The following is a 20,899-nucleotide window of genomic DNA, read 5'->3' as shown; positions in this document are numbered from 1 at the left end:
GTCGACGGCCCCTCCGGCACGGTGTGTCACGGGTTGCAGAACACGATGCTCACGCCGCTCGACTTGTCACCGCAGACCGACAGGCTGAGCGAGCTCGCACGCTCCTGCCCGCCACCGGCAGACAGGTTCTGGAGTTCGAGGATGTTCGTCATCGACTTCACCTCCTTTCGTCCTGGTTCCGACGCGACCGACCCCGCACACTTATGTGCCTGGCCCGTCGCGCCGTCATCGAACGTACGTAACGCGAGCCTCGACGACAACTAGGAGTCGCCTTGTCGATCGAGGTATTGACTTCACGCAGGTCTTGCGCAGTCAGTGGTGCCGGTGAGCACATTCGCACGCGTTTCTCGCCGCGAGCAGGAGTGGTCGCCGGTCGTCGAGGGCGGTAGGCCTCCCCTCGCTACCGCAAGAGCACTCGCGCCGCGCTCGACCGCGTGGTGGGTTGCCCTCGTCCGCGGCGGGAGGTCGCCTCGGTGGCGGGGTGGGGACGTCCTGGTGACGCTCACCGAGGTGGACGTGGGGCATGGCCTCGCAGATCTTGATGAGCCTGGTGGTGCTCAGCCGCCGCCCACCTGGCACCGATGGCGAAGGAGCCTCGATGAGCCAGTTGACCCCTGCTCCGGGCGGCGTTCATGCCGAGGGGCGCGGGTCCCGCTAGCGCGCGGCGTCGACGGCGGAGAGCAGGGCGAGCACCCGCTGCGTCGTGAGCGCGGCCGCCTGGGGGTCGTGGTCCGCGTGCCCGGGCTCGGCGAAGGGCGGGGGCGCGAACTCGGCGACGGCACCCAGACGGGCCGCGACGACCTCCCCGACGCCCCGGCGCACCCGCTGTCCCATCGAGATCCTCGTCATGAGGGCAGTGTGGCGCGGCCAGCAGCACTCACCCGTGCACCGCAGGGCACGCCCTCAGTCCGCCGTGACCTCCTCGACCTGCCCGTCCTCGACGTGCCAGCGCCGGGTGAGCCGCACCGAGTCGAGCATCCGCCGGTCGTGCGTCACCAGCAGCACCGTCCCGTCGAACGCCTCCAGCGCCTGCTCCAGCTGCTCGATGGCGGGCAGGTCCAGGTGGTTGGTGGGCTCGTCCAGCACGAGGAGGTTGACCCCGCGGGCCTGGAGCAGCGCGAGCGCGGCCCGGGTCCGCTCCCCCGGCGACAGCGACCCCGCCGACCGCCCGACGTGGTGCCCGCCGAGCCCGAACTTGGCGAGCAGGGTCCGCACGTCGGCGGTGGTCCAGTCGGGGACCTCGCGGGAGAACGCGTCGGCGAGCGGCACGTCGCCCTCGAAGGCGGCGCGGGCCTGGTCGACCTCCCCGACGAGGACCCCGGACCCGAGGTCCACGCGCCCCTGCTCGGGAGCGAGGCGCCCGAGCAGCAGGCCGAGCAGCGTGGTCTTCCCGGCGCCGTTGGGTCCGGTGACGGCGACGCGGTCCTGCCAGTCGAGCTGCAGGTCCACGGGCCCGAGCACGAACTCCCCGCGCCGCACGGTGGCGGCCCGCGCCGCGGCGACGACGGTGCCGGACCGCGGGGCGGCCGCGATGGACATCTGGAGCTGCCACTCCTTGCGGGGCTCGGCGACGACCTCAAGGCGCTCGATCAGCCGCTCGGTCTGCCGGGCCTTCGCGGCCTGCTTCTCGGAGGCGTCGGCGCGGAACTTCCGGCCGATCTTGTCCTTGTCCGTCTGCTTGCGGCGGGCGTTCTTCACGCCCTTGTCCATCCACGCGCGCTGCATCCGCGCCCGGGCCGACAGGGCGTCGCGGCGGGCGGCGTAGTCCTCGTAGGCCTCGCGGGCCTGGCGGCGGGCGGTCGACCGTTCCTCGAGGTAGGCGTCGTACGTGCCGCCGTAGACGGCGACGCGCTGCAGGCTGCGGTCGATCTCGACGACGGACGTGACGGTCCGGCTGAGGAACTCGCGGTCGTGGCTGACGACGACCACGGGCGCGTCCACGCGGTCCACGAACTCCTCCAGCCGGGCGAGCCCGTCGAGGTCGAGGTCGTTGGTCGGCTCGTCCAGCAGGTAGAAGTCGTACCGGGACAGCAGCAGCGCGGCGAGGCCGACGCGGGCGGCCTGCCCGCCGGACAGCGCGGTCATGGGCAGGTCCGGGTCGACGTCGAGCCCGAGGTCCGCGAGCACCGACCCGGTCCGGGAGTCGAGGTCGCCGCCGCCGAGCGCCATCCACCGCTCCAGCGCCTCGGCGAAGACGTCGTCCGCCCCGTCCTCCCCGGCGGCCAGGCGCTCGGCGGCGGCGTCCATGGCGACCTGCGCGGGCCCGACGCCGGTGCGGCGCTCCAGGTGGGCGCGCACGGACTCGTCGGGCCGCCGCTCGACCTCCTGCGCGAGGTACCCGAGGGCGGCGTCCGGCGGGGACACCGCGACCGTCCCGGCGTCGGGCGCGCGCTCGCCGGACAGGATGCGCAGCAGCGTCGACTTGCCCGCCCCGTTCGGGCCGACGAGGCCGACGACGTCACCGGGGGCGACGACCAGGTCGACCCCGGCGAACAGCTCCCGGTCGCCGAACCCGGCACCCACTCCCTTGGCCTGCACGGTCGCGCTCATGGGGACATCGTCTCGCGTCCGGCGACCGGGGGTGCACGGCATTCCCGCAGAGTCCGGCGGGTCGAGCGGCCCTCCGGGCGGCGTTCATGCCGAGGGGCGCGGGTCCTGCTAGCGCGCGGCGTCGACCGCAGAGAGCAGGGCGAGCACCCGCTGGGCCGCGAGCGCGGCCGCCTCGGCGTCGTGGTCCGCGTGCCCGGGCTCGGCGAACAGGTGGCCCGTGACGGGGTAGACGTAGAGGTCGGCGCCGGGGACGGTCGCGACGAACTCCTCCTCGGCCTCGGGCTCCCGCCACGGGTCGACCTCGGCCTGGTGCGCCTGCGCGGGCACGCCCTCGGGCCAGGTCGCGTCCCACCAGGAGGGGGCGACGGCGCCGTAGAGGAAGAACGCGGCCCGGGCGCCCGGGCGGGTGAGCACCTGCTCGGCCGCGCGGGCCGCCCCGAAGGACGCACCGCCGTAGACGACGTCGGTCGGCAGGTCGGCGACGGCGGCCGCGGCGCGGCGCGCGAACTCGCCCTCGCCGAACGTCTCCGCGAACGCCACGCCCTCGGCGACGTCGGCGAACGTCCGGCCCTCGAACAGGTCCGGCGTGTGCACCGTGTGACCCGCGGCGCGCAGGTCGTCGGCGAAGGAGCGGAACCCGGGCGTGAGCCCGCCGGAGTGGTGGAAGAGCACGACCTCAGCCATGCCGCCGAGCGTACGCCCGGCGATCACGGGGCGTCAGGCGGACTCCACGACCTTCCAGCCGGGCCCGGTGATCAGCAGCGCCTCGTCGTCGCACAGCGGCACGAGCTCGTGGTCCGACCCGTACCGGTCGAGCGTCCGCCCGATGAGCTCCAGCGGGTACGGCGGGAGCTTCCCGTCGGCGTGCGGCACGACGACCGCGTCCGTCAGGCCGAGGCCGCGCCCGTCGGTGAGACCAGGGGCCTCGGCGGGGTCGTCCATGAGCGTGGCGGGCTCGGTGCTGGGCCCGGCGACGATGGACCCGGCGCTGCAGCCGATGTAGGGCAGCCCGGCCCGGACCCGCTCGGCGACGACGACGTCCGCACCGGACGTCCGCAGGGCGTCCAGCAGCGCGAACGTGTTCCCGCCGGCGACGTAGAGCACGTCCACGCCGTCGAGGGCTGCCGCCACGGTGGCCGCGTCGGAGCCGGTGAGGCGGACGTCCACCACCGCGTGCCCGAGGGCGACGACGCGGTCCCGCTCGGCGACGGTCCACGCCGCACCCGCGTCGGCGCGGGCGGCGTCGGGGACGTAGCCGATGGTGAGCGCACGGTCCGCCGGGGCGTGGTCCGCGAGGAACCCAGGCACGGCACCGTGGCCGAGGGAGAGCAGCAGCAGGGAGGTCACCCGGCGACGGTACGCGGTACCCGGGCGCGACCGCCGCCCTCAGGGCGCGGGCGGCTCCTGCCGCAGCCCGGAGACCAGCAGCGTCACCATGCGCCGGACGTCGTAGTCGGGGTCCTGGGGCGCCCACGCGACGAGGTCGCCGACGGCGCGCAGAAGCTGGTAGGCGGTCACGGGCGCGACGACCTCGCCGGACGCGCGGGCGGCGTCGAGGAGCCCGTCCAGGACCGGGACCAGCCGCTCCACGAACAGCACGTGCAGCGCCGTGAACCCCGCGTCGTCGCCCTCCCACACACGGCCGAGCCCGTGCTTCGTGCCGAGGAAGTCCACGAACCCGTGCACCCAGGCGAGGGTGGCGGCGAACGGTGTCGGCTCGGTCGCCAGCAGCGCGGGACCCGCCTCGGCGCACGCGTCGACCTGGTGCCGGTAGACGGCGACGACGAGGTCGGACCGGGTCGGGAAGTGCCGGTACAGGGTGGCGACGCCCACCCCCGCGGCGGCCGCGACCTCCCGGACCGGCGCGCCCACGCCGGAGGTGGCGAACACCGCGCCCGCCGCGTCCAGGAGCGCCCGCTGGTTCCGCTCGACGTCGCGGCGCCGTCGCGGCACGGCCCCGTCGGCCCCGTCGGTCCCGTCGGTCCCGTCGGTCCCGTCGGGAACGGCGCTCCCGTCGGGCGCAGCGGACGTCATCATGCCCGCATCCTCGCACAGCCAGTCGCCGTAACGGATCAGCGTTCCCTTTCGATTGCACACCGGAACAACGTTCCGTTACGGTGCGGAACGTCGCTCCGTTTCGAGTGACGTCCCGCGAACCGGCCCCGGAGGCCCCTCATGCCGACCGCAGCACCCACCCCCACCCCCACCCAGGTCATCAGCGTCCGACCGGTCGTCCTGGCCGCACCCGGACGCGGCCAGGACCTGGAGGTCCGGGTCACCGCACCCACCACGGGCACCGACCTCCCGGTCCTCGTCTTCGCGCACGGCTTCGGCGGATCCATGACCTCCGCCGACCCGCTCGTGGACCACTGGACGACCCACGGGTTCGTCGTCGTCCAGCCCACGTTCCTCGACTCCGCGACGCTGGGCCTCACGCCCGCCGACCCGCGGTACCCGACCATCTGGCAGACCCGTGTCGACGACCTGGAGCGGGTGATCGACGCCCTCGACACCCTGATCGCCGCCGTGCCCGGCCTGCCGGGCCGCGTCGCGGTCGACCGCCTCGCGGTGGCCGGACACTCCTGGGGCGGTCAGTCCGTCGGGATGCTCCTCGGCGCCCGCGTCCTGGACGCCCACGGGCAGCCGGGCGAGGACCGCACCGACCCCCGCGTGAAGGCCGGCGTCCTGCTCGCCACCACCGGGGTCGCGCGCGGCGACCTCAGCCCCTTCGCGCAGGAGAACTTCGCCTTCATGAGCCCGGACTTCACGCGGCTGCGCACGCCCTCGATCGCCGTGGCGGGCGACCACGACCAGTCGGCGCTGTCCACGCGCGGGCCGGACTGGTTCACCGACGTCTACCACCTGAGCCCCGGCGTGCGGCACCTGGTGACCCTGTTCGGCGGGGAGCACTCCCTCGGCGGCATCCAGGACTACGCGTCGACCGCCACCACCGACGAGAGCCCGGAGCGGGTCGACCTGGTGCGGCGCACCACGACGGCGTTCCTGCGGACGACCCTCGGCGTCGACCCGGGCGTCTGGGCGGAGGTCGCCGGGGCGACCCACGAGCACGGGCGGATCGACTCGCACTGACGGGTCACCGACGCGCGCCGCGCCCGCACCTCGGCCATGCTGTCCGGCATGACGACAGGTCAGGTGGTCGCCGTCGTGTGGGGTGCGGTCGCGATCGTGTTCGGCGTCTTCTTCGTCCTGCGGCGCGAGCGCATCTCGCGCGCGGCCCGCGAGGTGCGGGCGCGGCGGGGCGGGCGGGTCGGCCCGCGCACCCAGTCGCCCGGGCTGATGGCCGCCGGCGGGGCGTTCCTGGTCGTCGCCGGCGCGGCGGTGCTGATCGCCGGGCTGACCGGCTCGCTCGCGTGACACCCGGCCGCGGACCGTCCGCCGGTCGACCCCGCTGACGACGACGCCCCGCCGAGCAGGTGCTCGGCGGGGCGTCGACTCCGATCAGGCCGGGATCAGAAGTCCCAGTCCTCGTCCTCGGTGTTCACGGCCTTGCCGATGACGTACGAGGAGCCCGACCCGGAGAAGAAGTCGTGGTTCTCGTCGGCGTTCGGCGACAGCGCGGACAGGATCGCCGGGTTGACGGCGGTCTCGTCCTTGGGGAACAGGGCCTCGTAGCCCAGGTTCATCAGGGCCTTGTTGGCGTTGTAGCGCAGGAACGCCTTGACGTCCTCGGTGAGGCCGAGGGGGTCGTAGAGGTCCTGGGTGTACTCCACCTCGTTGTCGTACAGCTCGAAGAGCAGCTCGAACGTGTAGTCCTTGAGGTCCTGGCGCTCGGCCTCGGTGAGCTTCTCCAGGCCCTTCTGGAACTTGTAGCCGATGTAGTACCCGTGCACGGCCTCGTCGCGGATGATGAGGCGGATGAGGTCGGCCGTGTTGGTGAGCTTGGCGCGGCTGGACCAGTACATCGGCGCGTAGAAGCCGGAGTAGAACAGGAACGACTCGAGCATGGTCGAGGCGACCTTGCGCTTGAGCGGCTCGTCGCCCCGGTAGTAGTCGAGGACGATCTCGGCCTTGCGCTGCAGGTTCGGGTTCTCCTCGGACCAGCGGAACGCCTCGTCGATCTCGCGGGTGGAGATCAGGGTCGAGAAGATCGAGGAGTACGACTTCGCGTGCACCGACTCCATGAACGCGATGTTGGTGTACACCGCCTCCTCGTGGGGGGTGAGCGCGTCCGGGATGAGCGAGACGGCGCCGACGGTGCCCTGGATGGTGTCGAGCAGGGTCAGGCCCGTGAAGACGCGGGTCGTCATCTGCTTCTCGACGTCGCTGAGGGTCGCCCAGGACTGGATGTCGTTGGACACCGGGACCTTCTCGGGCAGCCAGAAGTTGCCAACGAGCCGGTCCCAGACCTCGACGTCCTTCTCGTCCTCGACGCGGTTCCAGTTGATCGCCTGGACGCGGTCGACCAGCTTGAGCTTCTCGGCCATCACTGCTCCATCTAGATGTCGTGCGGTTCGCGGCGGGCCGCGGGGTCCTGGTGCTCATCCTGCACCCTGAACGGGTGCGCCCACCCTGACGCGGGTGCGCCCACCCTGACGCGGGTGCGCCGGCCCTCCCCGTCGGGGAGGACCGGCGTCACGCGGTCAGAGCATGCAGGAGACGCAGCCCTCGACCTCGGTGCCCTCGAGCGCCATCTGCCGCAGGCGGATGTAGTAGATCGTCTTGATCCCCTTGCGCCAGGCGTAGATCTGCGCCTTGTTGATGTCGCGGGTGGTGGCGGTGTCCTTGAAGAACAGCGTCAGCGACAGGCCCTGGTCGACGTGCTGGGTGGCCTCGGCGTACGTGTCGATGATCTTCTCGTAGCCGATCTCGTACGCGTCGTCGTAGTACTCCAGGTTGTCGTTCGTCATGAACGGCGCCGGGTAGTACACGCGGCCGAGCTTGCCCTCCTTGCGGATCTCGATCTTCGACGCGATCGGGTGGATCGAGGACGTCGAGTGGTTGATGTACGAGATCGAGCCCGTCGGCGGGACGGCCTGGAGGTTCTGGTTGTAGAGGCCGTGCTCGCGCACCAGCTCCGCCAGGGCCTTCCAGTCGTCCTGCGTGGGGATGTGCACGCCGGCGGTGGCGAACAGGTCGCGGATGCGGGCGGTGCGCGGCTCCCAGGTGCCCTCGATGTACTTCTCGAAGTACTCGCCGGACGCGTACTTCGAGTCCTCGAAGCCGAGGAACGCCTGCTTGCGCTCCTGCGCCAGCAGGTTCGACGCACGGATCGCGTGGTAGGCGACCGTGTAGAAGTACATGTTGGTGAAGTCGAGGCCCTCCTCGGACCCGTAGAAGATCCGCTCGCGCGCCAGGTACCCGTGCAGGTTCATCTGCCCGAGGCCGATGGCGTGGCCGCCGCGGTTGGCGCGCTTGACCGACGGGACGGACTCGATGTCGGTCTGGTCGGACACGGCGGTGAGCGCGCGGATCGCGGTCTCGACGGAGCGACCGAAGTCGGGCGAGTCCATCGACAGGGCGATGTTCATCGAGCCGAGGTTGCAGGAGATGTCGCGGCCGACGTGGTCGTACGACAGGTCCTCGTTGAAGGTCGAGGGCGTCGAGACCTGCAGGATCTCCGAGCACAGGTTCGAGTGCGTGATCTTGCCCTTGATCGGGTTGGCCTTGTTGGCCGTGTCCTCGAACAGGATGTACGGGTAGCCGGACTCGAACTGCAGCTCGGCGAGCGTCTGGAAGAAGTCGCGCGCCTTGATCTTCTGCTTGCGGATCTGGCCGTTGTCGACCATCGCGCGGTAGTTCTCGGAGACGTTGACGTCCGCGAAGGGCTTGCCGTAGACGCGCTCGACGTCGTACGGCGAGAACAGGTACATGTCCTCGTTGTTCTTCGCGAGCTCGAACGTGATGTCCGGGATGACGACGCCCAGCGACAGGGTCTTGATGCGGATCTTCTCGTCCGCGTTCTCCCGCTTGGTGTCGAGGAACCGCATGATGTCCGGGTGGTGCGCGTGCAGGTACACCGCACCCGCGCCCTGGCGGGCACCGAGCTGGTTCGCGTACGAGAAGGAGTCCTCGAGCAGCTTCATCACGGGGATGACGCCGGACGACTGGTTCTCGATGTGCTTGATCGGCGCGCCGTGCTCGCGGATGTTCGACAGCAGCAGGGCCACGCCGCCGCCGCGCTTGGAGAGCTGCAGCGCGGAGTTGATGCCGCGCGCGATGGACTCCATGTTGTCCTCGATGCGCAGCAGGAAGCAGGACACGGGCTCGCCGCGCTGCGCCTTGCCGAGGTTGAGGAACGTCGGCGTCGCCGGCTGGAAGCGGCCGGAGATGATCTCGTCGACCAGCTGCAGGGCGAACGTCTCGTCGCCCTCGGCCAGCGCGAGGGACACCATCGCGACGCGGTCCTCGAAGCGCTCCAGGTACCGCTTGCCGTCGAACGTCTTCAGCGTGTACGAGGTGTAGTACTTGAAGGCGCCCAGGAAGGTCTGGAACCGGAACTTCTTGGCGTACGCGTGCTTGAACAGCGACTTGATGAACGCCGCGTCGTACTGCGCGAGGACGTCGGCCTCGTAGTACTTGTGCTCGACCAGGTACTCGAGCTTCTCCTCCAGGTCGTGGAAGAAGACCGTGTTCTGGTTGACGTGCTGCAGGAAGTACTGCCGCGCCGCCTCCCGGTCCTTGTCGAACTGGATCTCGCCGTTCGCGCCGTAGAGGTTCAGCATCGCGTTGAGCGAGTGGTAGTCCATCTCGGGCGTGATGGTGATGACCTCGGTCGCGTCCGTCACGCCGGAATCTGTGAGTGTCGCTGCCAAAACCGTCCCCATCCCTCTCGGACGCGCCTGACGTCCTCGGTCGTTCCCATGAGCTCGAAGGCGTACAGGTACGGGACCTGGGTCTTCGCCGCGATGATGTCTCCGGCCATGCAGTAGTGCGCGCCGAAGTTGGTGTTCCCGCCCGCGATGACGCCGCGGATGAGGGAACGGTTGGCCGGGTCGTTGAGGAACTTGATCACCTGGCGCGGGACCGCGCCGCCCTCGTTGCCGCCGCCGTACGTGGGGACCACCAGGACATAGGGGTCCCGCACGTGCAGGAAGGGCTCCGTGGGTCGGAGCGGGATCCGCGTCGCCTCGATGTCGAGCTTCTCGACGAACCGGCGGGTGTTCTCGGAGACGCTGGAGAAGTAGACCAACGAGCTCATCGCTCGATCCCCCTCGCCCCGGTCGGATCGTGTGCTGGGTCGCCCGGGTCAGCGGGCGGCGGTCGGTCGCGTCAGGCGACGGAGACCGCGGCGCGGTCCGCGAGCGCCTTGATCTGGTCGGGGCGGTAGCCCGACCAGTGGTTGCCGTCCGCCACGACGACCGGGGCCTGCAGGTGGCCGAGCGACATGACGTAGTCACGCGCGTCGGCGTCCTCCGTGATGTCCACGACCTCGTACTGCAGGCCGGCCTTGTCCATCGCGCGGTACGTCGCGGTGCACTGGACGCAGGACGGCTTGCTGTAGACGGTGATGGTCATCGCTGTCTCCCCGGTGTGTGTGGCTGGCTGAACGTGCGCCCCCGCGCCCGCCCGCACGTCCTGCGTGGTGCCTCGACGTGCTGGTGCTGTCCTGTCTGGCTGGCTGCTCCGGCCGGTCCGCCCGATGTGCCCCGGGCGCCGCGTCGAGCAGCGAGTTGGAACACTACACCTAGTGGTGAGTCCCGCAACGGACCACTAGGGCTGGTGTTACACGCGTGTCGTTCATCCACAGGCTGTGCATGACGCCTGTGTGTCCGAGTTCTTCCACAGGCTACGACCGACCACTGACACACACCCCGCACGATGACCGTGCACCGGGCCTGCAGGTTCGTCCACAGGCGTCCCCAGATCGACCCACAGGGCCACCCACATGTGGACGACCGTTTCACCCCGGGCGGCGACGCGCTCCGGTGTGACGCCCGCCCCAGGTGGCACAACCCACATCGTCACGGCGTGTCGCGCACCTTGGGCGTGTCGCGCCCGGGGGGCGCCCCGGCGACCGGCTCGGCGACCGGCTCGGGGCGAGCGGTTGCCTCGCGCGCGCGAGGGCGCACGCGGGCGCAGTCAGCAGCAGTCGGCCCCCGCCGCAGGTGTCACGTGACCGCAACATGCGGCGCCACGAGGGGAAACATGTGCACGGTTCTGTATACAGACATGAGCACAGAACTCGCGGGTGCGGGGACGGCACCCGAGGCGGGCCCCGGCACCACCGCCCGCCCCGCCCCGTCGCTGCGCGAGCGCGTCTACCTGACGATCCGCGACGAGCTGATGAGCGGCCGGGTGTCCCCCTACGAGCGGCTGACCGAGGAGCGCCTCGCCGAGCGGCACGGCGCGTCCCGCACCCCCGTCCGGGAGGCGCTGGCCCGGCTGCTGGCCGACGGCGTGATCGTGCGCCGGGACAGCGGCCTGCACCTGTACGTGCCGAGCTTCCGCGAGCTCACCGACCTGTACGAGCTGCGGATCACCCTGGAGCTGCGCGGCCTGACCCGCGCGCTGGAGGACCCGACGGTGCACCACGACCGCCCGCGCCTGGAGGCGGAGCTGGACCGCTGGTACGGGTTCCGGGACGCGACGCCCGCCCCGGACGCCGGGTTCGTCAGCCAGGACGAGCGGTTCCACGCGACCCTGCTCGACACCTCGGGCAACCCGGCGCTGACGGACGCGCTCGCCCAGACGAACCAGCGGATCCGCTCGGTGCGCATGTACGACTACCTGACCGAGGACCGCATGACGGCGACGATCACCGAGCACATCGGCATCGCCGAGCTCGTGGTCCGCGACCGCATCCCGCAGGCGCTGGAGGCGCTGCGCGCGCACGTCGGCGCGTCCCGGGAGGTCGTGATGGAGCGCGCCGCGGCGGCCCTGGAGATGACCCGCATGATGGCCCGCGAGGAGCAGCGATGACCGCCACGACCACCGCCCTCACCACCAGCCCCGCCCCGGGCACGACGAGCACGGCGGTCGAGCGCGTCGCCCGCGCCTTCGCGGCGCTGGACGCCGCCGCCCGTCCGGAGGTGTGGACGCACGTCCGGCCCCGGGCCGACGTCGAGGCCGAGGCGCGCGCCGTGGACGCCCGGGTCGCCGCGGGTGAGGCCCTGCCGCTGGCCGGGCTGGTGCTGGCGGTCAAGGACAACATCGACGTCGCGGGCATCCCCACGACCGCCTCCCACCCCGCGCGCCAGGTGGTGCCGGAGCGGTCCGCGACCGTGGTGGACCTGCTGCGGGGCGCGGGCGCCGTGGTGCTCGGCAAGACGACGCTGGACCAGTTCGCGACCGGCCTGACCGGCAGCCGCAGCCCGGGCGGCGCGGTCGCCAGCGCGGTCGCCCCGGACCGGGTGTCCGGCGGGTCGTCGTCGGGCTCGGCCGTCGCGGTCGCGCTGGGCGTCGTGGACATCGCGCTGGGGACCGACACCGCCGGGTCCGGCCGCGTCCCGGCCGCGTTCAACCGGGTCGTCGGGATCAAGCCGACGCTCGGCCTGGTCCCGAAGGACGGCGTCGTACCGGCGTGCGCGTCCTACGACTGCGTGACGGTGCTGGCCCCGGACCTCGACCTCGCGCGCCGGACCCTGTCGGTCATGACCGCGCCGAGCGCGCTCGACCCGTCCTCGCGCACCTGGCCCGCGGACGTGCGGCTCGCCGCACCGCCCGCCCCCGTGCTCGCCGTGCCCCGGGCCGCCGACCTGGCGGTGGTCGCGCCGGGCGTGCGGGCGCGGTTCGCGGACGCGGTCGCGACGCTGGAGCGTCGCGGCGCCCGCACCCGCGAGGTGGACCTGACGGCCTTCGTCGCGGCGGCGCGCCTGCTGTACGAGGGCGGGCTGGTCGCGGAGCGTCATGCCGCCTTCGGGACCTTCCTCGCGGAGCACCCCGAGGGCGCCGACCCCAGCGTGGCCCGGATCGCCGCCGCGGCGGGCCAGGTCACGGCCGCGGAGTACCTGGACGACCGAGGCGAGGTCGGTCGGCTGCGGCTGGTCGCGATGGCGGAGCTCGACGGCTGCGACGCCCTGCTGGTGCCGACCGCGCCGGAGCACCCGACCCTCGCCGAGGTGGCCGCCGACCCGCTCGGCAGCAACGCCCGGCTCGGGGTGTTCACCAACTTCGTCAACCTGTTCGACATGGCGGGCGTCGCCGTCCCGCTCGGTGCCACCGACGCGGGCGAGGCCGGCGTCACCGTGCTGACCCGCGCGTTCGACGACCAGGTCGCCCTGGACCTCGCGGCGCTGCTCGTCGCCGACGAGGACCCCGCCCCGGACGCGCGGGTCGCCGAGCCGTACGCCCCCGGCGGTGTCCCCGTCGTGCTGTTCGGCGCGCACCTGCGCGGTCAGCCGCTGCACCACCAGCTCACCGACCTCGGCGCCCGCTGGGTCGGCCCCGTCCGCACGGCTCCGGACTACCGGATGCTCGCGCTGAGCACCACGCCGGCCAAGCCGCTGGTGCACGCCGTGGCCCCCGGCACCGGCGGGGCGCTGGACGGCGAGGAGTGGCTGCTCACCCCGCACGCCCTCGGCCGCCTGCTGCTGGGGATCCCGGCACCGCTCGGGCTGGGCGCGCTGCGCACCGAGGACGGCCGGGACGTCGTCGGCTTCCTCGGGCAGCCCGGCGCAGTCCCCGGCGCGGTGCCCGACAGCGACCCCGCCCCCGTGGACGTCACGCACCTCGGCGGCTGGCGCGCCGCGCTCGCCGCGGGCGTCGTACCGACTTCCTGAACCCCTGACTCCTGAACCTCCTCTGAACCCCTGACCCCCGGGTCCCCCGACCCGGCTCCACCCGCACGACCCCCACCCTCCGCACGCCGAGAGAGAAGAGACCCCCGTGCGCCTCACCCGCCCCCTCGTGACCGCCTCCGCCCTGCTGGCCGTGGCCGGCCTGGCCGCCTGCAGCCCCGACTCCGCGGGGGCCACCCCCGCCGACGAGGACGGCACCACCGTCGTCACGGTCGGCACCCTCAAGGGTCAGCCGCACCTGTACCACCCGTTCCTCTACGCCGACCTGGCGCCCGAGGGCGTCGAGTTCGAGGTCGTGCAGTTCGACACCTCCCCTGACATCAAGAACGCCGTGGTCAGCGGCAACATCGACTTCGGCGTGGCGGGCGTGCCGTCCGCGGTGTCGGGCAGCGCCGCCGGGCAGGACGTCGTCGTGGTCGCCGCGGCGGCCGACGGCGGCTCCGGCATCATCGGCCGCGAGGGCCTCGACGGCATCGAGTCCCTGGCCGGGCTGACCGTCGGGTACCCGCAGGGCTCGTCGCAGGAGATCCTGCTCCGCCTGACCCTGGAGTCCGCCGGGCTGGACGCGGACAGCGACGTCGAGCTGGTGAACCTGCCGTTCTCCGACATGGCGAGCGCGCTCGCCGCCGGGCGGATCGACGCGTTCTCGTCCGCCGAGCTCGGCCCGTCCACCGCCCTGCAGGCGGGCGCCGTGCAGGTCGCCTCGCCGTACGACACCCCGGTCGGCCGCGTGAACATCGGCCTCTACACCACCGGCGACCTGATCGAGGAGGACCCCGACCTCGTCCAGCAGGTCGTGGACACGCACATCGCCGCGACCGAGCAGATGGCCGCCGACCCGCAGGCGTGGGCGGACGGCGTCGTCGCGGAGTTCGGCATCGACCAGGCGGTCGTGGAGACCGCGATCGAGAACATCTGGCCGCGCTGGGAGATCGACGCCGAGTACACCGAGCAGGTCGGCGCGCTCGTCGAGCAGATGGCGGCGCTGAAGCAGATCGACGGGGAGGTGGACGTCGAGGCGCTGCTCGACACCACCTTCGTGGACGCGTCCACCGCCACGTCCTGACCCCGGTGCCGGCCCGGGCCACCGCGCCCGGGCCGGCACCCGCCCCCGACCCCGAGGGAGAGACATGAGCAGCACCGAGACCGCCCCGCCCTCACCGGCCGCCGCCACCGCGGCGCGGACCCGCACCGGCGGCATCGCCCCGGCAGGGGCGCCCGCCCCCACCGCACGCCCCGCCCGGGCCCGGCGCCGCCCGACGTTCCTGCTCGCCCTGCCCGTGCCCGCGCTGGTCCTCGTGCTGTGGACCGTCGGCGTGCAGCAGGCGTGGGAGCTGCCGTTCGGCATCCAGATGGGCTTCCTGCCCACCCCGTTGGAGGTCGGGCGCCGCCTGGTCGACCTCGCGGTGGGCGGCATCGTGGACGACGCGTTCAGCGGCACCCTGCTCGCGCACCTGTGGGCCTCCACGCAGCGCGTGCTCGCCGGGTTCGCCCTGGCCGTGGCCCTGGCCGTGCCGCTCGGCGTGGTGATGGGCCGGTTCTCGCTGGCGTTCCGGATGCTGGAGCCGACCGTCAACCTCGCCCGGCCGATCCCCGTGACCGCGTGGGCGCCGCTGACCCTGCTGATCATCGGGTACGGCGACGGGTCCGCGATCTTCCTGGTGTTCCTCGCGGCGTTCTTCCCGGTGCTGCTCAACACCATCGCGGGCGTCCGGCAGGTGCCCGTGCGGCTGCTGGAGGCCGCCGCGATGCTCGGCACCAAGCCCGCGCAGGTGCTCTACAAGGTCGTGCTGCCCGCCTCCATGCGGTCCATCGCCAGCGGCCTGCGCGTCGCGCTCGGGCTCGCCTGGGTGATCCTCGTCGTCGGCGAGACCGTCGGCATCAACACCGGGCTCGGCGCGATGATCACGCAGGCCCGCGACCAGTCGAAGACCGACCTCATCGTCGCCGGCATGGTCGTCATCGGCCTGTGCGGGTTCGTCGCCGACCGCCTGCTCACCGGGCTGCTCACGCTCGTCACCCGCCGCCGCCCCACCCTGACCTGAGAGGAGCCCGCATGCCTCGCATCGGCGCCGTCCGCCCCCGCCAGCCCGCCGACGTCCGCGTCACCGGGCTCGGCAAGCAGTACCCCACCCGCTCCGGCGGCACCGTCGCGGCCATGGCCGACGTCGACCTGGACATCCCCGCCGGGGAGTTCGTCTGCGTCGTCGGCGCGTCCGGCTGCGGCAAGTCCACGCTGCTGCGCATCCTCGCGGGCTTCGAGGACGCCACCTCCGGGACCGTCTCCGTCGCGGGCGCCCCCGTCACCGGGCCCGACCCCGAGCGCGGCGTCGTGTTCCAGGACTACGGGCTGTTCCCGTGGCTGTCCGTCCGGGAGAACATCGCCTACGGCCCGAAGCAGGCCCGGTTGCAGCGCCCGGTCGTGGTCGAGCGCACCGACCGGTTCCTCGACGCCGTCGGGCTCACCCGGTTCGCGGACAAGTACCCCAGCGAGCTGTCCGGCGGCATGCAGCAGCGCGTCGCCATCGCCCGCGTCCTCGCCAACGACCCGTCGCTGCTGCTGATGGACGAGCCGTTCGGCGCGCTCGACGCCCTCACCCGGTCCACGCTGCAGGGCGAGCTGTCCCGCATCCACCGCGAGACCGGCACGACCGTCCTGTTCATCACGCACTCCATCGAGGAGGCAGTGTTCCTCGCCGACCGGGTCGTCGTCATGGCGGGCGGCGCGGCGCACGGGGTCCCGGGGCACGTGCGGGAGATCGTGCGCGTCGACCTCGGCGCCGAGCGGGACGTGACGTCGAGCGAGTTCAACGCGCTCAAGCGCCGCATCGCGGCCCTGGTCCACGAGGAGCCGGTGGCCGCGGCCTGAGGTGCTCGGCGTCGGTCACCAGACCTCCTCCGTCCTGCGCCCCGACCGCCACGCCGACAGCACCCGCCGCCCCGCCACGACACCGCCCCCGAGCCAGACCGCGCACACGCCGAGCTCGCGGAGCACCAGGACGCCCACCGGACCGTCGGCACGGACCGCCTCGATCACCGCCGTGAACGGGAGGGCACGTGCGGTCCAGGCCAGCCACTCCGGGTACAGGCCGAGGGGCAGGACGACTCCGGCGGTGAGGAGCAGGACACTGCACGCGGAGTTGGCGACCACGTACGGGTCCGACAACGCGAGGGAGATCACCGCAGCCGCCAACCCGACCATGCCCCCGGCGAGGGCCGCCACCGGGACCAGCACCAGGGTCCGGGACAGCGCGTCGACGTCGCGCGCGCCGTCGAGCCAGAACACGACGCCCGCTCCCGCGAGCGCCGGGACGATGCCGAGCACGACCGGGACCACGAGCTTCCCGCCCCAGTACACCGGGTTGGCGATGCCGTGGCCGAGCACGTCCTGGACGACCCCGAGACGCCGGTCGCGCGTGACCTGCTCGACCGTCCCGCTCAGCACACCGAGCCCGAACGCCAGCACGATCCCCGCGTACGCGGTGCCGACGAGGTCGGGGGACCCCACGGACGCGGTGACCGCGACGAGCATCAGCACCTGGAGCGCCGGGACGAGCACCAGGGACGTCACCGCGGTGGCGGTGTTCGTCAGCGCGGGGTTGGACACCGCGGCGACCGTGATCGAGGTGGCCCACGGTCCGTCGGCGCGCCTCACACCAGCTCCACGGTCCCGGCCGTCGTCGCACGGCGCGTCACCACCCGGGCCACCCACGCGGCGACGACGAGCCACACCGCCGACACCGCCACGCTCCCGACCACCAGCGACGCGGAGGCGGGTGCACCGGACACCACGGCGTGCAGCAGCTCCACGGCGCTGCGGGTCGGCAGGACGTGGGCCAGTGCCACGGCTGCCGACGGGAGGCCGGTCGGTGTCCCGAAGACACCGCTCACCAGGACCAGCGGCACCGCGAGCAGTCCCTCGTAGACCATCGCGTTGGGCGTCAGCACGAACAGCATCCCCACGACGGCGGAGACGGACAGGCAGGCGAGCCAGAACACGACGGCTGCCGCGGCCATCGGCAGCACGGCGCCGAGGGCCACCGGCTGCCGCAGCAGCCAGGAGCCCGCGGCGGCGAGCGGCAGCGCGGCCAGACCGAAGACCGATGCCGCGCCGACCACGGGCAGCAGCACACGGGCGGGCGCCAACGGCGAGCGCACGAGGTGCACCAGCGTCCCCTGGAAGCGCTGGAAGCCGATCATCCCCGCGGCGACCGTGCACACCGTCCAGGTCCCCACCATGCCGGCGCGCAGCCACCCGAGCTCGGCACCCCGCGCTCCGGGCGCCTGGGCCGCCAGGGCCTGCAGCGCGACGAGACCGAGCGTCGACGTGAGCAGGAGCTGGACGAAGTAGCCGTTGCGGGAGAACCGCGCGACGTGGAACACCCAGAGGCGGAGGTCGATCACGCGGACGCCCCCACGAGCGCCAGGTAGCTCTCCTCCAGGGTCGCGGGCCGGGTTACGAGGTCGACGGGGACGCCGCCTCCGGCGGCCAGGCACCACTGCCGGACCAGGTCCTCCCTCGCGGCCCCGCGCCACGGGATCCGGACCCGCCAGCGACCCGCCTCGTCCGTCACGTCGAGCGGGCCCGCGAGTCCGTCGACCGCGGCCGCCAGGGTGGTCGCCCCGAGTGCGGTGGTGAACGTCGTCACCGACCCGACGCCCGACGCCGACGAGATCTCGGCGACCGAGCCGTGCGCGACCTCGCGGCCACCGACGACGACGTGGATCCGGTCGGCGAGCTGCTCGACCTCGGCCATGTGGTGGCTGGTCAGCAGCACCCCGGCCCCGGAGTCGGCGAGCGCCCGGACCAGCGTGCGTGTCTCGGCGGCGACCTGGGGATCGAGCCCGCTCGTCGGCTCGTCGAGCAGCAGCAGGCGCGGCCGCCCGAGCAGCCCACGGGCGAGGTGCAGCCGCTGACGCATACCCCGGGAGTAGGCACGCACCGGGTCGTCCGCACGGTCGAGCAGCGAGACCGCCTCGAGCGCGGACGTGACGCGTCCGTGCCTCTCGGACCGGGGGACTCCCGCCACGTCCGCGAAGAACAGCAGGTTCTTGCGGGCGGATGCCCGAGAGTAGAAGCCCGCGTCACCACCGAGCACCAGACCGGTACGGCGACGGGCGGCCCGGGGATCCGCCACGGCGTCGACGCCGTCGACCTCGACGCTGCCCGCCGTCGGGGTCAGCAGGGTCGCGCACATCCGCACGGTCGTCGTCTTCCCCGCGCCGTTCGGTCCCAGGACGCACACGATCTCACCGGGGTCGATCCGGACCGAGACGTCGTCGACCGCGATCCGGTCGCCGAACGCCCGGCGCAGGCCCCGCGCATGGAGAGCAGGCCGGGTCACCGGACCGAGTCCTCGACCCCGTGCGGACGAGACAGCATGTCGCGTCCTCTCGGTGGGGGAGATCCCGCACGACCGCGATGCCGTCCGGGCGAACGCGAAGTTAGCCGCGCGGACGAAAAGTGAGTGGTGCGTCGGCACCACCTGAGTACCGATTCCGGGACCCTGCCGACGATCCAGGTGACGACCGGGACGACCGCTGCGGTGTCTCCGCCCGCTGACGTAGGTGGTCGGCCCGCGCGCACCCGACGCGGGCGGAGGCACGGTTCCGGTCAGCGACCACCCGCCGTCGTCAGCGTCCCGCGGGGGGCGGCGGCGGGTACACCACCAGGCCCTTGTGGCCCCGCGGCTCCGCGAAGCCAGCGGCTTCGAGCTCGGCCTGCTGCCGGTCCGACTTCGCGGCGGCGCCGACGGTCTCGCCCGGCGCCGTGACCGCCCGGGCGAGCGCGGCCGCCGACGCGAGCGCCGCCCGCCGGTCGGACGACGCGTCGCGGGTCGCGACCCGGCCCAGCCACCACGTCGTGCGGAGCTGCGCCGGCGACCGGAACAGGCCTCGCCGCTCCTCCGGGGTGCGCTCGGCGCGGTTCCGCAGCCACTGCAGCACGCACAGCGACAGCACGTACGCGAGGACGAGGGCGATCACCAGCGCCGCCCAGCCCCGGGCGTCCCGCGGGACCAGCAGATCCAGCAGCCACCGCGTGCCGAGGCCGAGCGCGACGCCGATCGCGATCGCCGCGGCCGGCACCCGGGTCAGCGAGACCGTGACGCGACGGCCGTCCCGGTGGTACCGCCCACCGGGGACCACGACGAGCCGCGCCGGCCAGCACCACGCCGCCAGCAGCGTCCGGCTGACGCGGCCCCGGGCCGGGACCCCGTCGCACGCGGTGGTCCAGGCCACGGCCGGGAGGTCCCGCCAGCGCAGCGGCGTCCAGCCGACCTCCGCTGCGGCAGCGGCGCGGGCCGCGCGCGAGGGCCGCGGTGCGGGCGACGTCGAGGGGGTCGGTGCGGGCGGCGCCGTCATGCCCTGAGGTTGCCGCGGGTAGGACCGGTCCGCATCCCGGTGGGCATCGGACGTGGCCCGGCGGGGACGCCGCGCCGGGTGGGGGACCCCGGCCGTCAGCGTCCCGCGTACGCCCCGAGGACGATCGCGGCCGCGCGGGCGACGACCGTGTCGTCCGGTGCCGCCGCCGGGTCCGGGTGGTCGGTGAGGACCGCCACCACGACCGGGGCGCCCTCGCCGGGGGGCCACGCGACCGCGACGTCGTTGCGGGAGCCGTAGCGGCCGGCGGTGCCGGTCTTGCCGCCGACCAGCCAGCCCTCCGGAGCTCCCGCGCGGATCGTCGCGTCGCCCGTGGTCGACCCGGTGAGCCAGCCCACGTACACCTCGCGCACCGCCGGGTCGAGCTCGTCGCCGAGCGCGAACACCGCCAGGCCGTCCGCGAGCGCGCGCGGGGTGCTGGTGCGCGCGGGCTCGCCGGGCGTGAACCGGTTGAGGTCCGGCTCGACGGCGTCGACCTGCGTGGTGGTGTCGCCGAGGTCGACCAGCACCGCCCGGAGCGCAGCCGGGCCGCCGAGGTCCCGCAGGACGACGTTCAGCGCACCGTTGTCGCTGAGGGAGACGGCGGCGGCACCGAGGTCGGCGAGGGTCATGCTGCTGCCGACGCGGTCCGCGGTCACCGGGGTGTACCCGGCGCCGGCGACGTCCTCGGCGGTGACCGGCAGCGTCCGGTCCAGGACCGACGGGTCGGCGCCGCGCAGGGCGACGCCGAGCGCGAGCGCCTTGATCGTGGACGCGTACCCGAACCGCTCGTCCGCCCGGTGGTTCACCACGTCGCCGGTCACCGTGTCGACGGCGTGCACGCCGACCCGGTAGCCCGTCTCGGCCTCCAGGTCCGCGAGCGCCGCGGCGACGCCCGGCGAGAGGTCCACGGGGGTCGGTGCAGGCGGGACGGTCGGCGCGGTCGAGGGTGCCGGTGCCGTCCGCACCGGACCGGGCCCGGGTTCCGTACCCGAGCACGCCCCCAGGGCCAGCAGCCCGAGCACGATCCCGACTCCCAGCCCCGCGCGAGCGCGCCGACTGCGGAGGAGCCGGTCCGGTCTGCGCGGGATGTCCCGCAGGTCGTGCGCACTCGGCGACGTGCCGCGGACGTGAGCGGGCGCAGAGCTCGGTCCGGGTGCGGGCCCGGGGCCGGGTGCGGGCGCAGACCGGGGCACGGTCAGCGGCCGCCCGGGCGCCAGAGGACGATCGCGCCGCGGGCCCCGGCCGCGCGGGGGTCCTCGGTCGGGACCTCCCCCGGGCGGCGGCGGGCC

At 73.4% G+C, this 20,899-nt stretch carries 22 protein-coding genes; 7 read left to right on the top strand and 15 right to left on the bottom strand.

Annotated elements, in window-relative coordinates:
* Positions 1–26: 26 nt before the first annotated feature.
* The 6 genes from EBM89_RS22070 to EBM89_RS09250 all read right to left on the bottom strand — a co-directional run bounded on the left by EBM89_RS22070 (position 27) and on the right by EBM89_RS09250 (position 4,587).
* Positions 27–152: a SapB/AmfS family lanthipeptide gene (locus EBM89_RS22070; protein ID WP_233571644.1), complete on the bottom strand. Its 126-nt coding sequence runs from the start codon at positions 150–152 to the stop codon at positions 27–29.
* Between the two features lie 502 nt (positions 153–654).
* The gene (locus EBM89_RS20880) at positions 655–849 is read right to left on the bottom strand and encodes a hypothetical protein (RefSeq protein WP_147463502.1); all 195 of its coding nucleotides are present in this window, start codon (positions 847–849) and stop codon (positions 655–657) included.
* A 54-nt stretch (positions 850–903) separates the two neighbouring features.
* Positions 904–2,550 (bottom strand): ABC-F family ATP-binding cassette domain-containing protein, encoded by a 1,647-nt coding sequence (locus EBM89_RS09265; protein ID WP_122149156.1) that lies wholly within the window; start codon positions 2,548–2,550, stop codon positions 904–906.
* Positions 2,551–2,658: 108 nt separating this feature from the next.
* The gene (locus EBM89_RS09260; protein ID WP_122149165.1) at positions 2,659–3,234 is read right to left on the bottom strand and encodes a dienelactone hydrolase family protein; all 576 of its coding nucleotides are present in this window, start codon (positions 3,232–3,234) and stop codon (positions 2,659–2,661) included.
* 33 nt (positions 3,235–3,267) lie between these two features.
* On the bottom strand, positions 3,268–3,897 hold the full coding sequence (locus EBM89_RS09255; RefSeq protein ID WP_122149155.1) for a Type 1 glutamine amidotransferase-like domain-containing protein: 630 nt from the start codon (positions 3,895–3,897) through the stop codon (positions 3,268–3,270).
* A gap of 39 nt (positions 3,898–3,936) precedes the next feature.
* Positions 3,937–4,587 carry a TetR/AcrR family transcriptional regulator gene (locus EBM89_RS09250; RefSeq protein ID WP_233571643.1) on the bottom strand — a complete coding sequence of 217 codons (651 nt, stop codon included), beginning with the start codon at positions 4,585–4,587 and terminating at the stop codon, positions 3,937–3,939.
* Between the two features lie 138 nt (positions 4,588–4,725).
* Between EBM89_RS09250 and EBM89_RS09245 the strand changes: the two genes are divergently transcribed.
* Entirely contained in the window at positions 4,726–5,640 is a 915-nt protein-coding gene (locus EBM89_RS09245) for an alpha/beta hydrolase family protein (protein ID WP_122149154.1), read from the top strand.
* Between the two features lie 48 nt (positions 5,641–5,688).
* Positions 5,689–5,925 (top strand): hypothetical protein, encoded by a 237-nt coding sequence (locus EBM89_RS09240; protein ID WP_147463501.1) that lies wholly within the window; start codon positions 5,689–5,691, stop codon positions 5,923–5,925.
* A 95-nt stretch (positions 5,926–6,020) separates the two neighbouring features.
* Here EBM89_RS09240 and nrdF read toward each other — a convergent pair whose 3' ends face one another.
* From nrdF to nrdH, 4 genes are all read right to left on the bottom strand, one after another.
* On the bottom strand, positions 6,021–6,995 hold the full coding sequence (gene nrdF / locus EBM89_RS09235; protein WP_122149152.1) for a class 1b ribonucleoside-diphosphate reductase subunit beta: 975 nt from the start codon (positions 6,993–6,995) through the stop codon (positions 6,021–6,023).
* 156 nt (positions 6,996–7,151) lie between these two features.
* Positions 7,152–9,257 (bottom strand): class 1b ribonucleoside-diphosphate reductase subunit alpha, encoded by a 2,106-nt coding sequence (nrdE, locus tag EBM89_RS09230; protein ID WP_233571645.1) that lies wholly within the window; start codon positions 9,255–9,257, stop codon positions 7,152–7,154.
* Between the two features lie 35 nt (positions 9,258–9,292).
* Positions 9,293–9,709, bottom strand: coding sequence for a class Ib ribonucleoside-diphosphate reductase assembly flavoprotein NrdI (gene nrdI, locus EBM89_RS09225; RefSeq protein ID WP_122149150.1), 417 nt, complete (start codon positions 9,707–9,709; stop codon positions 9,293–9,295).
* Between the two features lie 71 nt (positions 9,710–9,780).
* On the bottom strand, positions 9,781–10,026 hold the full coding sequence (nrdH, locus tag EBM89_RS09220) for a glutaredoxin-like protein NrdH (protein WP_122149149.1): 246 nt from the start codon (positions 10,024–10,026) through the stop codon (positions 9,781–9,783).
* Positions 10,027–10,680: 654 nt separating this feature from the next.
* Here nrdH and EBM89_RS09215 point away from each other — a divergent pair.
* The 5 genes from EBM89_RS09215 (at position 10,681) to EBM89_RS09195 (ending at position 16,116) form a co-directional block, all read left to right on the top strand.
* Complete coding sequence (locus EBM89_RS09215) at positions 10,681–11,430, top strand: GntR family transcriptional regulator (RefSeq protein WP_122149148.1); 750 nt, start codon at positions 10,681–10,683, stop codon at positions 11,428–11,430.
* Positions 11,427–13,229 (top strand): allophanate hydrolase, encoded by a 1,803-nt coding sequence (gene atzF / locus EBM89_RS09210; RefSeq protein ID WP_122149147.1) that lies wholly within the window; start codon positions 11,427–11,429, stop codon positions 13,227–13,229. The genes EBM89_RS09215 and atzF overlap by 4 nt, the downstream gene beginning before the upstream one ends.
* 127 nt (positions 13,230–13,356) lie before the next feature.
* Positions 13,357–14,313 (top strand): ABC transporter substrate-binding protein, encoded by a 957-nt coding sequence (locus EBM89_RS09205; RefSeq protein ID WP_233571642.1) that lies wholly within the window; start codon positions 13,357–13,359, stop codon positions 14,311–14,313.
* Positions 14,314–14,377: 64 nt separating this feature from the next.
* Complete coding sequence (locus EBM89_RS09200) at positions 14,378–15,292, top strand: ABC transporter permease (protein ID WP_122149145.1); 915 nt, start codon at positions 14,378–14,380, stop codon at positions 15,290–15,292.
* An 11-nt stretch (positions 15,293–15,303) separates the two neighbouring features.
* Positions 15,304–16,116, top strand: a complete 813-nt coding sequence (locus tag EBM89_RS09195) for an ABC transporter ATP-binding protein (RefSeq protein ID WP_122149144.1) — start codon at positions 15,304–15,306, stop codon at positions 16,114–16,116.
* Positions 16,117–16,131: 15 nt separating this feature from the next.
* On the opposite strand, the gene EBM89_RS09190 is transcribed toward EBM89_RS09195, so the two are convergent.
* From EBM89_RS09190 to bla, 5 genes are all read right to left on the bottom strand, one after another.
* Positions 16,132–16,902, bottom strand: a complete 771-nt coding sequence (locus tag EBM89_RS09190; protein WP_122149143.1) for an ABC transporter permease — start codon at positions 16,900–16,902, stop codon at positions 16,132–16,134.
* Positions 16,899–17,651: an ABC transporter permease gene (locus EBM89_RS09185; protein WP_158609598.1), complete on the bottom strand. Its 753-nt coding sequence runs from the start codon at positions 17,649–17,651 to the stop codon at positions 16,899–16,901. The genes EBM89_RS09190 and EBM89_RS09185 overlap by 4 nt, the downstream gene beginning before the upstream one ends.
* Complete coding sequence (locus EBM89_RS09180) at positions 17,648–18,592, bottom strand: ABC transporter ATP-binding protein (protein ID WP_122149141.1); 945 nt, start codon at positions 18,590–18,592, stop codon at positions 17,648–17,650. Before EBM89_RS09180 ends, EBM89_RS09185 begins: the two co-directional genes overlap by 4 nt.
* A gap of 289 nt (positions 18,593–18,881) precedes the next feature.
* Complete coding sequence (locus tag EBM89_RS09175) at positions 18,882–19,610, bottom strand: hypothetical protein (RefSeq protein WP_122149140.1); 729 nt, start codon at positions 19,608–19,610, stop codon at positions 18,882–18,884.
* Between the two features lie 95 nt (positions 19,611–19,705).
* Positions 19,706–20,518 carry a class A beta-lactamase gene (gene bla / locus EBM89_RS09170; protein WP_158609596.1) on the bottom strand — a complete coding sequence of 271 codons (813 nt, stop codon included), beginning with the start codon at positions 20,516–20,518 and terminating at the stop codon, positions 19,706–19,708.
* Positions 20,519–20,899 lie beyond the last annotated feature (381 nt).

This window comes from Cellulomonas triticagri, assembly GCF_003696205.1.
Taxonomy (GTDB): domain Bacteria; phylum Actinomycetota; class Actinomycetes; order Actinomycetales; family Cellulomonadaceae; genus Cellulomonas; species Cellulomonas triticagri.
The sequence above is the reverse complement of the archived record's forward strand: the minus strand, read 5'-3'. Positions and strand labels throughout refer to the sequence as shown.